The sequence below is a fragment of the Streptomyces sp. Je 1-369 genome, from assembly GCF_026810505.1.
GTDB lineage: Bacteria > Actinomycetota > Actinomycetes > Streptomycetales > Streptomycetaceae > Streptomyces.
On sequence record NZ_CP101750.1, the window covers coordinates 709,403 to 723,865 of the forward strand.

General features: G+C 70.3%; 9 protein-coding genes and 1 pseudogene. 5 read left to right on the top strand and 5 right to left on the bottom strand.

Annotation, left to right across the window (positions count from 1 at the left end):
* Positions 1-125 precede the first annotated feature (125 nt).
* Positions 126-938: an endolytic transglycosylase MltG gene (gene mltG, locus NOO62_RS03255; RefSeq protein WP_268769362.1), complete on the bottom strand. Its 813-nt coding sequence runs from the start codon at positions 936-938 to the stop codon at positions 126-128.
* Between the two features lie 43 nt (positions 939-981).
* Complete coding sequence (locus NOO62_RS03260; RefSeq protein ID WP_268769363.1) at positions 982-2,790, bottom strand: ABC transporter ATP-binding protein; 1,809 nt, start codon at positions 2,788-2,790, stop codon at positions 982-984.
* A 94-nt stretch (positions 2,791-2,884) separates the two neighbouring features.
* Here NOO62_RS03260 and NOO62_RS03265 point away from each other — a divergent pair, with 94 nt between their 5' ends.
* Entirely contained in the window at positions 2,885-3,328 is a 444-nt protein-coding gene (locus tag NOO62_RS03265) for a MarR family winged helix-turn-helix transcriptional regulator (RefSeq protein ID WP_268769364.1), read from the top strand.
* Between the two features lie 75 nt (positions 3,329-3,403).
* Positions 3,404-6,328: an FAD-binding and (Fe-S)-binding domain-containing protein gene (locus tag NOO62_RS03270; RefSeq protein WP_268769365.1), complete on the top strand. Its 2,925-nt coding sequence runs from the start codon at positions 3,404-3,406 to the stop codon at positions 6,326-6,328.
* A gap of 13 nt (positions 6,329-6,341) precedes the next feature.
* On the opposite strand, the pseudogene NOO62_RS39225 reads toward NOO62_RS03270, so the two are convergent.
* Positions 6,342-6,542, bottom strand: a pseudogene (locus NOO62_RS39225) (hypothetical protein); the annotation flags it as partial.
* Positions 6,543-6,559: 17 nt separating this feature from the next.
* On the opposite strand from NOO62_RS39225, the gene NOO62_RS03275 reads away from it, so the two are divergent.
* On the top strand, positions 6,560-8,044 hold the full coding sequence (locus NOO62_RS03275; protein ID WP_268769366.1) for a Gfo/Idh/MocA family protein: 1,485 nt from the start codon (positions 6,560-6,562) through the stop codon (positions 8,042-8,044).
* A 61-nt stretch (positions 8,045-8,105) separates the two neighbouring features.
* Here the strand turns inward: NOO62_RS03275 and NOO62_RS03280 are convergent, their stop codons facing one another.
* Together NOO62_RS03280 and NOO62_RS03285 are read right to left on the bottom strand one after the other, a co-directional pair.
* Complete coding sequence (locus tag NOO62_RS03280) at positions 8,106-9,755, bottom strand: peptide-N4-asparagine amidase (protein WP_321170551.1); 1,650 nt, start codon at positions 9,753-9,755, stop codon at positions 8,106-8,108.
* 80 nt (positions 9,756-9,835) lie between these two features.
* Positions 9,836-10,552, bottom strand: a complete 717-nt coding sequence (locus NOO62_RS03285; RefSeq protein WP_268775455.1) for a L,D-transpeptidase family protein — start codon at positions 10,550-10,552, stop codon at positions 9,836-9,838.
* A 227-nt stretch (positions 10,553-10,779) separates the two neighbouring features.
* Here NOO62_RS03285 and NOO62_RS03290 point away from each other — a divergent pair, with 227 nt between their 5' ends.
* The gene (locus tag NOO62_RS03290; RefSeq protein WP_268769368.1) at positions 10,780-12,672 is read left to right on the top strand and encodes an ABC transporter transmembrane domain-containing protein; all 1,893 of its coding nucleotides are present in this window, start codon (positions 10,780-10,782) and stop codon (positions 12,670-12,672) included.
* On the top strand, positions 12,669-14,450 hold the full coding sequence (locus NOO62_RS03295) for an ABC transporter ATP-binding protein (protein ID WP_268769369.1): 1,782 nt from the start codon (positions 12,669-12,671) through the stop codon (positions 14,448-14,450). Before NOO62_RS03290 ends, NOO62_RS03295 begins: the two co-directional genes overlap by 4 nt.
* Positions 14,451-14,463 lie beyond the last annotated feature (13 nt).

Sequence of the window (14,463 nt, forward strand, 5' to 3'; positions counted from 1 at the left end):
CTCCTGCATACTGAGCGGTACGTTCAGAGAAAAGCGTTGTACCTGAACCACGGTTGAGGTCAAGGCGGAGCAGACGCGGTGGCCGAGCGGACCCCCCTGGCCCTTTGCCACTTTTCGTCCTCCCGCTACTTCGCCTTGTTGAACTCCCCCACGTTCTTCTGGTGTTCCTGGAAGTCGGATGTGAAACGCGTGTCTCCTGGTTTCACGGTGACGAAATACAGCCAGTCCCCCGGAGATGGGTTGTTCGCCGCCCGCATCGCTTCCTCCCCGGGGTTGCCGATCGGCGTGGGCGGCAGACCCATGCGCGCATAGGTGTTGTACGGGCTGCTGATCTTCGTGTCGCGTTCGCTGGTGGCGAGCGTCGAGCGGTTGAGCGCGTAGTTGATGGTGGAGTCCATCTGCAGAGGCATGCCACGGTCGAGACGGTTGTAGATGACCCTGGCGACCTTGCCCATGTCCTCCTTGGAGCCGGCTTCCGCCTCGATCATGCTCGCAATGGTGACGCTCTGGTAGACGTTCAGCGCATTCCGGTCCGCACCGGCGGTGACTTGGCCGGCACCGAACTTCTTGTTGGCCGTGTTCACCATGTACGTCAGGACGGATGCCGGAGTCGACTTTGAGCTGAGCGGATACGTCGCCGGAAAGAGGTAGCCCTCGGGGTTGCCGTCCGCGTCTTTGGGAAGTTTGAGGTCGGCCTTCGGGAGCGCCTTCTTCGTGGTGCCCGCGGGCACGTCGAGGGCCTTGTCCACGGCCGTATACACCTGGCTGGAACGCCACCCCTCAGGGATGGTCAGCGTGTCGGGCCGTTTGTCGTCGTCGGGAAGCAGCAGCGGCACCGCCACGGCGGCGGCCGCGGCGGCGGCTCCGGTCGCGATCAGGGCGATCCGGCCCCGTCGCGTCAGTCGAATCGTTCCGCGTCTCGGAGTCTTGGTCTGCATGCGGGCACGGTAACCCGCAAATGGTCACATTCCTGGCATATCTTCATCTCGCGGGCTCCAGTTGGGCGTCTCTGCGAACCAGGGCGGCGTAACGGCCGTCGCGCTCCAGGAGTTCCTCGTGGGTGCCGCGCTCGGCGGCCCGGCCCTCGTCCAGGACCACGATCTGGTCGGCGCCCCGGACGGTGGAGAGCCGGTGGGCGATGGTGAGGGTGGTCCGGCCGGCGGACAGCGCGTCGATGGCTTCCTGCACGGCGCGCTCCGTGCGGGTGTCGAGGGCGCTGGTCGCCTCGTCGAGTATGAGCACCGGCGGATCGCGCAGGATGGTGCGGGCGATGGCGAGGCGCTGCTTCTCGCCGCCGGAGAAGCGGTGGCCGCGCTCACCGACGACCGTGTCGTACCCCTCCGGGAGGGAGGCGATGTGGTCGTGGATCTGGGCGGCGCGGGCGGCGGTGAAGAGCTCTTCGTCGGTGGCGTCGGGCTTGGCGAAGCGGAGGTTGTCGGCGACCGAGGCGTGGAAGAGGTACGTCTCCTGGGAGACCACGCCGACGGCGCGCGCGAGGGTGTCGAAGTCGAGGTCGCGCACGTCGACCCCGTCGAGGGTGACGCGGCCGCCCGTGACGTCGTAGAGCCGGGGCACGAGGTGGCTCAGTGTCGACTTGCCGGAGCCGGTGGGTCCGACCACGGCGAGGCTGCCGCCCGCGGGTATGACGATGTCGATGTCCTGGAGCGTGGGCGCCGCCTTCTCGTCGTAACGGAACTCGACGTCTTCGAAGCGGACCTCACCCTTGATCTTGTCGAGGTGCACCGGCTGCTCGGGCTCGGTGATGTCGATGGGCAGGTCGAGGTACTCGAAGATGCGCTGGAAGAGCGCGAGCGAGGTCTGGATCTGCACGCCGGTGGAGAGCAGGCTCACGGTCGGCCGGAAGAGGCCCTGCTGGAGCGAGACGAAGGCGACGAGCGTGCCGATGGAGACGGTCGGGCCGCCCGCCTGGAAGGCGATGCCCGCCGTCCAGTAGATGACGGCCGGCATGGCGGCCATCACGATCGTGATGACGGCCATGCGCCAGCGGCCCGCCATGTTGGACCGGATCTCCAGGTCGACCAGTTGCTCGGACTCGGCGGAGAACGACTTGGTGAGGGAGTCGGCGCGCCCCATCGTGCGGCCGAGGAGGATGCCGCTCACGGAGAGCGATTCGGTGACGGTCGCGGCCATGACGGCCATCTGCTTCTGGCGCTGCGTGGCGATCTTCTTGCGCTCGCGGCCGACGCGGCGGCTGATCCACACGAAGACCGGGAGCAGCAGGAGCGAGACGACGGTGAGCCGCCAGTCCAGGGCCAGCATCGCGACGACGGTCGCGATGACGCTGGTGAGGTTCGAGACCAGGGACGTGGCGGTGGAGGTGACGGTCGCCTGCATGCCGCCGATGTCGTTGGCGATCCGGGACTGGACCTCGCCCGTGCGGGTGCGGGTGAAGAAGGCCAGGGACATGCTCTGCAACCTGCCGTACACCGCGGTGCGCAGGTCGTGCATGACGCGCTGCCCCACGGACGTGCTGATCAGGGTCTGCAGGACGCCGAAGACGCTCGTGACGACCGCGCTGAGGATCATGCCGAGCGCGAGCAGGCTCAGCAGGCCCGTGCGCCCCTGCGGCAGGGCGGTGTCGAGGATCTCCTTCAGCAGGAACGGGGTCGCGACCCCGACGAGCGAGGCGGCGCAGACCAGCAGGCCCACGATCGCGAGGCGGCCTCGGTAGGGACGGAAGAGGCGAAGGATGCGGCGCATCTGGCGCGGCTGCGGCTCCTCGCCGGGGGCAGGGGGCTGCGGCGTCCAGGTGGATTCGTCGTGACGCATGGGCTCCTACGGGATCTCGGACGACAATGACTCAGGGAGCATAGCTCACTGTTACCTATACTCACAATGAACAAGGTCCTGATAAAGTTCCCGCATGAAGACCCCGGACCCCGACGGCCTGCTCGCCGAACAGTTGCTGCGGCTGACCCGCAGGCTGCAGCGGATCCAGAAGCGCCACCTGGTGCCGACCGGCATCACGCCCGCGCAGTCCCGCCTCCTGCGCACCCTCGCGCACTACGAGACGCCGCCGCGCATGGCCGACCTCGCCGAACGCCTGGAAGTCGTGCCCCGCGCCGTGACCACGCTGGTCGACGGCCTGGAGGCCGCCGATCTGGTGCGCCGGGCGCCCGACCTCACCAACCGCCGGGTAATCCGCATCGAGCTCACCGACGCGGGACTCAAGGCCCTGGGTGAGCTGCGCGGCGCACGCCGCGCCGCCGCGGAGGACATCCTTGCCCCATTGGACGCCGAACAGCGGGCACAGTTGGGCGTGCTGCTGAACGCACTGTTCGACGTGCCGGACGTCCGCCGCTGCTGAGAGCCTGACTCCGCACCCCCGATCCGCAGGTACGCCGCCGAAACCGTACGCCGCCGCAACCGCCGAGGAGAGCTCATGCCGCTGCTGGAGCCCGAGCCGGACGCCCTGCGTCCCGGTGCCGCGTCGCGCTCGGACGGCCCTTCCCACGACCGCGTGCCGGACCGGCGCGGCGGCGGCACCCCGGAGCCGCTCCGCTCGGAACTGATCGCGCTGCTCGGCGCGGACAAGGTCCTGACGAAGGTCTCGGACCTGGTGCGGTACGCCTCGGACGCCAGCCCCTACCGCTTCGTGCCGCAGGTCGTGGTGGTCCCCGAGGACATCGACGACGTGTCGGCCGTCCTGTCGTACGCGCACGGCAAGAGCCGCGAAGTCGTCTTCCGCGCGGCCGGTACGTCGCTGAACGGCCAGGCACAGGGCGAGGACATCCTCGTCGACGTGCGCAAGCACTGGTCGGGCGTGGAGGTGCTCGGCGCGGGTGAGCGGGCGCGCATCGGCCCCGGCACGACGGTCGTGCGGGCCAACGCGACACTCTCCCGGTTCGGCCGCGTGCTCGGCCCCGACCCCGCCAGCGCGATCGCCTGCACGGTCGGCGGCGTCGTCGCGAACAACGCGTCGGGCATGACGGCGGGCACCACCCGCAACTCCTACCGCACGGTCGCCTCCCTCACCGTCGTCCTCCCCTCCGGAACGGTCGTGGACACGGCCGAACCGGACGCGGACGAGCAACTGGCGCACGCGGAGCCCGCCCTGTGCGCGGGCCTGCTGACCATCAAGCGCGAGATCGAGGCCGACCCGGAGCTGACGGCCCGTATCCGCGAGAAGTACGAGATCAAGAACACCAACGGCTACCGCCTCGACGCGTTCCTCGACGGCACGACGCCCGTGGAGATCCTGCGGGGCCTGATGGTGGGCTCCGAGGGCACCTTCGGCTTCCTCTCCGAGATCGTCTTCGACACGCTGCCGCTGGACCGGCACACGAGCACCGCCCTGCTGTTCTTCCCCTCGCTCCCCGCGGCCGCCGCCGCTGTGCCGCTGTTCAACACCGCGGGCGCTCTCGCCGTCGAGCTGATGGACGGCAACACCTTGCGGGCGTCGGTCAGCGTCCAGGGGGTGCCCGCCGACTGGGCGCAGCTGCCGAAGTCGACGGCCGCGCTCCTCGTCGAGTTCCGGGCCCCGGACGAGGCCGCACAGGAGGCGTACGAAGCGGCGGCCGCGAAGGCTCTGGAAGGCCTGGAGCTGATCGCGCCCGCGCCGTCGGTGACCAACGCGTTCACGCGCGACGCCAGGACGATCGGCGGCTACTGGAAGGCGCGCAAGGCGTTCGTCACCGCCGTCGGCGGCTCCCGCCCCTCGGGGACGACGCTGATCACCGAGGACTTCGCGGTCCCGCCCGGCCGGCTCGCCGAGGCCTGCGAGGCGCTGCTCGACCTCCAGACGCGGCACGGCTTCGATGCCGCCGTCGCGGGCCACGCGGCCCACGGCAACCTGCACTTCCTGCTCGCCTTCGACGCGGCGCTCCCCGCCGACGTCGAGCGCTATGCCGCGTTCATGGACGCGTTCTGCCGCCTGACCGTGGAGCGTTTCGACGGCTCCCTGAAGGCGGAGCACGCCACGGGCCGCAACATCGCGCCGTTCCTGGAGATGGAGTGGGGTCCGAAGGCGACCGAGCTGATGTGGCGCACGAAGCAGGTCATCGACCCGGACGGGGTGCTCGCGCCCCGCATCGTCCTGGACCGGGACCCGAAGGCGCATCTGCGCGGCCTGAAGACCATCCCCCGGGTGGAGCCGATCGCCGACCCGTGCATCGAGTGCGGCTTCTGCGAACCGACGTGCCCCAGCGGAGACTTGACCACGACACCGCGCCAGCGCATCGTGCTGCGCCGCGAGATGATGCGCCAGCCCGCGGGCTCCCCGGTGGAGGACGGCCTCGTCGAGGCGTACGGGTACGACGCCGTGGACACCTGCGCGGGCGACTCCACCTGCAGCATCGCCTGCCCCGTGGGGATCGACACGGGCGCCCTGATGAAGGAGTTCCGGCACGCACGGCACTCACCGCGCGAGGAGAGGGCGGCCGCTGTCGCCGCGAAGAACTTCAAGGCCGTCGAGGCGTCGGCACGGCTCGCCGTGGCCGCCGCCGACCGGATCAGCGACCGGCTGCTGACCACGGTCACCCGCACCGCGCGCAAGGCCGTGCGCCCGGACCTCGTCCCCGAGTGGCTGCCGCAGATCCCCGGGGCCGCGGCGCGCAAACTGCCGCGCACCGCGCGCGTGGGAGCCTCCGCCGTCTACTACCCGGCGTGCGTCAACCGCATCTTCGGCTCCCCCGGCGACCGCTCCCTGGCGGAGGCCGTCGTCGCCGTCTCCGCGCGCGCGGGGAAGCCGGTCTGGATTCCGGACGACGTCGCGGGGACGTGCTGCGCGACGATCTGGCACTCCAAGGGGTACGAAGCGGGCAACAGGGTCATGGCCAATCGCATCGTCGAGGCGGCCTGGGGCTGGACGGCGGGCGGCCGCCTGCCACTGGTCGTCGACGCCTCGTCCTGCACGCTCGGCATCGCCCGCGAGGTCGCGCCGTATCTGACCGCGGACAACAGGGAGTTGCACCGGGAGCTCACGGTCGTCGACTCGGTCGTCTGGGCCGCCGACGAACTGCTCCCCGGACTTACGGTGCACCGCACGGTCGGCTCCGCCGTCCTGCACCCCACCTGCTCCATGCAGCACCTCGGCGACGAGGCGCAGCTGCGTGCCGTCGCCGAGGCGTGCGCGGACGAGGTGGTCGTCCCGGACGACGCCGGGTGCTGCGCCTTCGCCGGCGACCGGGGCATGCTCCACAAGGAACTCACGGAGTCGGCCACGCGCAAGGAGGCCGCGGAGGTCACGTCCCGCCCCTTCGACGCACACCTCTCCGCGAACCGCATGTGCGAGGTGGGCATGGACCACGCGACGGGGCGCGGCTACTACTCCGTACTCCTGGAACTGGAGCGCGCGACGCGCCCGTGAGCGACGCGCCCGTGAGCGACGCGCCCGTGAGCGACGCGCCCGTGAGCGGCGGGCCCGTGAGCGGCGGGCCCGTGAGCGGCGGGCCCGCGAAGGGCGGGCCTTCGACGGGCGGGCCTGCGATAAATCCAACTCTTCGGCACCTCCTGTCTCTTGCGCCCCGGGCGGACCTCCTACCAGGGTGGCTTCCGCCCCAGTGGTAGAGACCAGCCGCCAGTCAGCTACGGAGGTCCGATGCACGACGAGAACGTCACACCGCACCCTGAAGGCACCACCCCGGACGACGGCACCGAGAGCAGCAGGGCGGGTGGTGACGGCCACTCCCGTCGCACGGTGCTCCGCACGGCGGGCCTCGCGGGCGCGGGGCTGGGAGTCGGCGCCTTCGCCGGCGGCACGGCGCACGCCGACACCCCCGAATCGGCGGCCACCGGGGCCGTCGCCGCGAAGGACACGGCCGAGGCGCCCGCGCGCAAGGGCAGGACGATGATCGGCGTGCCGTTCCAGCGCCGCTCGACGGTCCGGGTCGGGATCATCGGACTCGGCAACCGCGGCGGCAGCATGATCGATCTGTTCCTCGCGATCCCCGGCGTACGTGTCGTCGCGCTCTGCGACCCGGTCAAGGACAAGACTGCCGCGGCCGCGAAGAAGGTCACGGCCGCGGGCCAGCCCGCCCCGGCGACGTACACCAAGGGCGAGCACGACTACGAGAACCTGTGCAAGCGCGGCGACATCGACTTCGTGTACGTGGCGACGCCCTGGGACTTCCACTTCGCCATGGCCAAGTCGGCGATGCTGAACGGCAAGCACGTGGGCGTGGAGTGTCCCATCGCCCTGCGCCTCGACGAGCTGTGGGAGCTGGTCGACCTCTCCGAGCGCACTCGCAGGCACTGCATGCAGCTGGAGAACTGCTGTTACGGCAAGAACGAGATGCGCGTCCTGCGGATGGCGCACGCGGGCAAGTTCGGTGACCTGCTGCACGGCGCGGGGGCGTACAACCACGACCTGCGCGGCCTGATGTTCGACCCGGACTACTACGAAGGGCCGTGGCGGCGCCTCTGGCACACCCGGCTGCGCGGCGACCTCTACCCCAACCACGGCTTCGGCCCGGTCGCCAACTACATGGACGTCAATCGCGGTGACCGCGCCACGCACATATCCAGCTTCGGCACGCCCTCTCTCGGTCTCGCCGAGTACCGCAAGGAGCACATGCCCGCGGGCGACCCGAGCTGGAAGGAGACGTACATCGAGAGCGACCGCACCATCAGCCTGGTCCAGACGGCGAAGGGCCGGGTGATCCGCCTCGAACACGACGTCAGCACCCCGCATCCCTACTCCCGGATCAACAGCCTCGGCGGCACGCGAGGCGTCTTCGAGGACTACCCCGAGCGCATCTACATAGAGCCGGACCACACGGACGACGAGTGGGGCGACTTCGCCAAGTACGCCGATTTCGATCACTGGCTGTGGAAGGAGCACTCCAACCCGCCCGGCGGGCACGGCGGCATGGACTACATCATGATCTTCCGCCTGATGCAGACCATGCAGCTCGGCCTGGTACCGGACTTCGACGTGTACGACGCCGCGACGTGGACAGCCCCCGTACCGCTGAGCCATCTGTCGATCAAGGCGAAGGGCGCGCCGCAGGCGATCCCCGACTTCACGCGCGGTCTGTGGCAGAAGGAGCGACCGGGAGTGGACTCCGAGAAGCCCAAGGCGTAACGGACCCGGGCCTGATGGGGGGTGGTGGGTGGCACATGTGCCACCCACCACCCCTTCGCGATCAGCAGCGCCGGTGGTCGTGCGTCAGGATTCCTTGCGCGGTGGCGATCGTCCGGTCGTAGCAGCCCGTGTCGCCGGTCAGGCGGTAGCGCTCGCGCGAGGTGCCCACTGCGTGCCGCTGATCGCGGGGAACGTTCGCGGTGTACGTCGCATCGCCGTCGTAACGGTCGTCAAGGACGGACCAGCCAGTGCGCCGGCCTCCCGTTCTCGTGACGCTCTCGGCGCGGTCGCCGAGGGAGATCTCGGTGCGCAGCCGGTCACCGGCGCCCAGGGTCGTGGTGCCGTCCATGGTGTACGTCCGGTCGGTGCGCACGGCACGGCGGCCCGTGGTGACCGTCTCACGGTCCGTCCACGTGGCCTTGAGCGCGTCCAGCGACTCGCCCTCGGTCCAGCGGTGCAGGGAGGTGTTCGCGAGGCTGCGGGTCACGGTCGTGGCGACGCGGCCGTGCGAGGTGTTCACGTACCCGGACACGCTGAGCCGGTGACCGCCCTCGGTGTCCAGCCGGTGCGCCTCGTCGCCCGTTCCGGGCGTGTACTTCGCCGTGTTGGCGGGGGTGCTCTCCTTGTGGCCGGTCAGCCTGCCCGTGACGCGGTCGCTCTTCTTGTCCTGCCAGACCAGCACGTTGACCGGTGTGCTCCATCCTGTCCGGGCCTCGGGGACGCCGACGACGGAGACCTCCACCTGGTGCGGGCGGCCGTCGTTGAGGATGCCCGCGAAGGGGGTCAGGTCGTACTCGACGGGCTTGATGTCGAAGGCGCGGGGCCCCGGGATCACGTACCAGAGGAACGGGTTCGACCAGCCGCCGGTCCAGACGGTCGGGAACGGCGCCGCGATGCCGGCCAGTCGTCCGTCGACCTTGACCTGCACCTCCCGGTAGGGGCCGTGGTCGGCCTTGCAGGAGTAGGGCGCGGCGTCGGGCACGGTCAGATACCAGTACTCCTCGCAGCCTCCGCCGGACCCGGTGGCGTACACCTCGGCGACGATGCGTTCGCTGTTGCGCGGGGTGGTGAGCGTTGCGCCGTCGCTGCTGCCACTGATGCCACTGCTGCCCCTGGCGTCCCCGAGGGGAATGACACGATCGGGCGCCTGCGCCGCTCTCACCGCCTTCGCCGCCTTCACCGGCTCATAGAACGTCAGCGTCGCCTTGACGTCGATGATGCCGGTGTACGTGTCGTTGACGACGTTTCCGATGAGCATCTCGACCTGCTGGTCGCGGCTCAGCGTCTCGCGGTAGCGCGTGACGTCCTTCTCCACGGACCAGGTGATGCCGTCGACCGACGGCTCAGGGGTCGATGTGCGCAGAACTTCGACCCCACCTATCCGGAGGTACCCGAGGCGGTCGTACTGGCGCCCCTTGACCTTCCCGTCCAGACGCAGCACCACCTTGCCCCATTGGCCCTTGCCGCATTTCGCCGGAGGCGCGTAGTCGCCTTTGTACGGGGTGAAGTCCTTGAACTGCGCCTCGGCGACCGTCACTTCGCAGGACTTGGTGTGCGGTTTCGGCACGGGTGGTGCGGCGGTGATCGGGTCGTGCCAGTCGTCACCGAATTCCACCGGTGGTGTGTCGGCCGCTGCTGCTGGTCCGGTGCCGAGGAGGGTGCTCGCCGCGAGGGCCGCTCCGATGAGCATGGACATGACGCGTCTTCTCATGGGTGATTTCTATGGGCAGTTGCCGATCACCGCAATGGTGCCGCCCCGCACGTCACACCCACCACTTGCGACCGCAAGCCTCAAGCCTCCAGGTTTGCTTCGTCACCCATCACCACGACCGGATGCTGCTTCGGGTCGAGCGTGCGCAGCAGGTACTCCATGGCCGGCTTTGCCAGGCTCACGCAGCCGGACGTACCGCTGCCGTGGTCCATGTGCAGCCAGATGCTGCCGCCCTTGGCCTGACCCTGCGGACGCGTCGGATCGTTCGGCGGGGTGCCCTTGGCGCGGTTGTAGTCGATCGCGATGACGTAGTCGAAATCGTGCCAGTGCGTCCTGGGCCAGTAGTGCGGGGCCTGGATGGACGAAGATCTCGTGTACGGGAACTTGGCGCCCGGATCCGTCAGGACACCCCCCGCGTCGGTGAGCGTGAACACGCCGACCGGGCTGCGCTTGTCGTTCTCGCGGTGGTCGGTCGTCCAGCCCTTCTTGCCGTTGTGTGCGGGCCAGCTGCGGGACTTCTCCCAGGTCGTGTCCTTGGCTCCCGACTTCGTGTAGAGCACGACGGTCGACTTCGCCGAGTCCTCGCCGTCGCCGTAGACCGCGACGACCTGGCGGGACTCCTCGGGGATCTTGGACTGCAGCCGGTTGCCCACGTCGGGGATGCGCCGCATGTCGGCGGACCCTGCCTGGGGACTCTTCCCGTGGTCGGCGCCGGCGTCGCCCTTCTTCGCGCCGCCGTCGCTTCCGCTCGCGCAGGACGTCAGAAGAACACCGCAGGCCGCTGCCGCGACCACCACTCGCACCGTACCGGCTATTCGCATCCGCCCATGGTCGCACCCCGTCCGCGGAACCCTCGCCAAGCCCCGCGGCCCACGCCGTGACCGGGCTGATTCTTTACCTCGGAACGGAAAACCGTTTGCCTCGAGCCACCGCGCGAGGCGAACCTTTCACGGTTTGTAACCGCCGTGCGCTCCCACCACCACTTCGCCCGGGCGACGGCCGCCGCACCGATTCCTGGGACGTCATGCAGATTCGCGACCTTCCGTATCCCGACCCCGGCGTCCCTGATGCCCGGTCGGGGCCACGCTTCCTGCTGTGGCTGGGCCGCAACCAGCTCGGCGGACAACTCAAGTCCCTCGCCTGGGGCCTGCTGCACTTCGGCTCCATCGCGGGCCTGCCGTACATGGTCGGCATCGCCGTCGAGGCCGTGCTCGACGGGTCCGGCGGACGGCTCGCCCTCTCGGGCGCGCTGATCCTCCTCCTCGGCATCGCCATCGCACTGGGCGACACGATGCTGCACCGCACCGCGGTCACCAACTGGATCACTGCCGCGGCCCGCGTGCAGCAGCTCCTCGCGCACAAGACCGCCGCGCTCGGCTCCGCACTCACCCGGCGCGTCGCCGCGGGCGAGGTCGTCGCCGTCTCCACCGGCGACGTCGAGAAGATCGGCTGGTTCGTGGAGGCGCTTTCGCGGTTCGCCGCGGCCGCGCTCACGGTCGTCCTCGTCTGTGTCGGCCTCCTCGTGTACCAGCCCTCCCTCGGCATCATCGTCGCCATCGGCATCCCGGTGCTCGCCCTCGCCGTCCTTCCGCTGCTGCCCCGCGCCACCCGCCGGGCGGACCACCAGCGCGAGAAGGCGGGCCGGGCCACCGAGCTGGCGTCGGACACCGTCGCCGGACTGCGGGTGCTGCGCGGCATCGGTGGCGAGGAACTCTTCCTCGACCGGTACCGCGACGCCTCGCAGGAGGTCCGCACCGCCGCCGTGCGCAGCGCCCGCATGTGGGCGGTCATCTCGGCCATCCAGGTCCTGATGCCCGGGCTGCTGCTGATCGCGGTCGTCTGGCAGGGCGTGCACCTCGCCCGCGAGGGCCGTGTCACGGTCGGTGAGCTCGTCACCGTCTACAGCGCCATCATGATCCTCAACTACCCGCTGCGGCACTTCGAAGAGATCGCCATGGCGTACTCCTTCTCGCGGCCCTCCGCGAAGAGGGCGGCACGCGTGCTCTCGCTCCAGCGCACGACCGAGGCCGCGGCATCGCGGGACGGGTCTGAGCACGGGTCCAGTCCCGTCGGCGAGTCGCTCCCCGAGAAGGCACGGTCCCAGGCGGGCGACGCACGCACGCCCACCGGCGACCTGTACGACCCGGCGACCGGGCTGCTCGCGCCGGCCGGACGGCTCACCGCGGTGGTCTGCGGCGATCCGGACGAGGCAGGACGCCTCGCCGAACGGCTCGGCGGACATCCCGCGTTCGATGGGGCCGCTGGCCTGCCGTCCGTGCGCCTCGGCGACGTACCGCTGGACGACCTGCCCCTGGCCACCGCACGCACCGCCGTCCTGGTCCAGGACAAGGACCCCGTCCTCCTCTCCGGAACGCTCCGCCAGCTCCTCGACGTACCGGCGTCGGGAGCCGTCAGCCCCGAGGAGGCTCTCGACGCGGCCCAGTGCTCCGACGTCCTGGACGCCCTCGCACAGGCTTCGATGGACGACGACCCGATGGCCGCCCACCTCACGGAACGCGGCCGCTCCCTCTCCGGGGGCCAGCGCCAACGCCTGGCCCTCGCCCGCTCCCTGGTCACCGACCCCGAGGCGCTGGTACTCGACGAGCCGACGTCCGCCGTCGACTCGCACACCGAGGCCCGGGTCGCCGACGGCATCCGGCAGCTGCGCGGAGGACGCACCACCGTGGTGCTCACGTCGTCACCGCTGCTCCTCGACCGCGCCGAGCGCGTCGTCTTCCTTGCCGACGGCGAGGTCGCGGCGGTGGGCGCGCACCGCGAACTGGTGCACACCGAGCCGCGGTACCGCGCGGTCGTCACCCGGGAGACCGACGCGGAACGCGTCGCCTCCGACGCCCGCACGGACGCCCGCACGGATACGGACACCCTGACCGATTTCGACATCGAGGAGACGGCATGATCGGCCTGGCGCCCCCGGCCTACGATCCGGCGGCCCCCACGACGGCGGAGACCCTGCCCGTCGGCTCGGCCGCGACCGTACGCGCCTACGTCACCGAACTGTTCAAGCGCCACCGCAGGTCCTTTCTCCTGCTCATCCTGGTGAACACACTCGCCGTCGTCGCCTCGATGGTCGGTCCCTATCTCCTCGGCGACCTGGTCGAAAAGGTCTCGGACGGTGCGCGCGACCTCCATCTGGAGCTGACGATCGCCCTGTTCGCGGCCGCGCTCGTCGTGCAGGCCCTCTTCGTACGGGAGGTGCGGCTGCGCGGCGCGATGCTCGGCGAACGGATGCTGGCGGACCTGCGCGAGGACTTCCTCGTCCGGTCCGTCGGGCTGCCGCCGGGCGTCCTTGAGCGGGCCGGTACCGGCGACCTGCTCTCGCGCATCACCACGGACGTCGACCGTCTCGCCAACGCCATGCGCGAAGCGGTGCCGCAGCTCGCCATCGGCGTGGTGTGGGTGGTACTGCTGCTCGGCGGACTCATCGTGACGGCGCCTCCTCTGGCGCCCGCCGTGCTCGTCGCCGTGCCGCTTCTCGTGGTGGGCTGTCGCTGGTACTTCAAGCGGGCCCCCGCCGCCTACCGCTCGGAGGCCGCCGGTTACGCAGCCGTCGCCGCCGCCCTCACCGAGACCGTCGACGCGGGACGCACTGTCGAGGCCCACCGCCTCGGCCGTCGCCGCATCGAGCTGTCGGAGCGCCGCATCGAGCAATGGACCGCGTGGGAGCGGTACACCCTCTATCTGCGCTCGGTCCTCTTTCCTGTCATCAACCTCACGCACACGACCGTGCTGTGCTCGACTCTGATGATCGGCGGTGCCTTCGTCCTCCAGGGCTGGATCGGAGTGGGGCAGCTGACCACCGGAGTCCTGATCGCCCAGATGCTCGTCGAGCCGCTCGGCATCATCCTGCGCTGGTACGACGAGCTGCAGGTCGCCCAGGTGTCGCTGGCCCGGCTGGTCGGGGTGCGTGACATCGAGCCGGACGCGGGTGATCCCTCCGTCATCCCGGACGGGCGTCATGTCCGTGCGGACGATGTGCACTTCGGCTACCGCGCGGGCGTCGACGTGCTCCGCGAGGTCTCCCTCGCCGTCGAACCCGGCTCGCGTGTCGCCCTGGTCGGGCCGTCGGGTGCGGGAAAGTCGACGCTGGGCAGGCTCCTCGCCGGGATCTACGGTCCGCGCACCGGTCACGTCACCCTCGGCGGCGCCGCACTGTCGGCGATGCCCGCCGAGCAGGTACGTGCGCATGTGGCCCTGGTCAACCAGGAACACCATGTATTCGTGGGTTCTCTGCGCGACAACCTCCTCCTGGCCAGGACCGGCGCCCGGGACGCCGAACTGTGGGCGGCGCTCGGCGCGGTGGACGCCGCCGACTGGGCGCGCGGCCTCGACGAGGGCCTCGACACCGAGGTCGGCTCGGGCGGTTTCGCCCTGACGCCCGCACAGGCTCAGCAGATCGCTCTGGCGCGCCTCGTCCTCGCCGACCCGCACACGTTGGTTCTGGACGAGGCGACATCGCTCCTCGACCCCCGCGCGGCACGGCACTTGGAGCGTTCCCTCGCCCGCGTGCTGGACGGCCGTACGGTCGTGGCGATCGCCCACCGGCTGCACACCGCGCATGACGCGGACGTCATCGCGGTCGTCGAGAGCGGCCGGATCGCGGAACTTGGCAGCCACGATCAGCTGGTGGCGGCGGACGGCGCGTACGCGGCGCTGTGGCGGTCCTGGCACGGATAGAGGCGGTGTCACA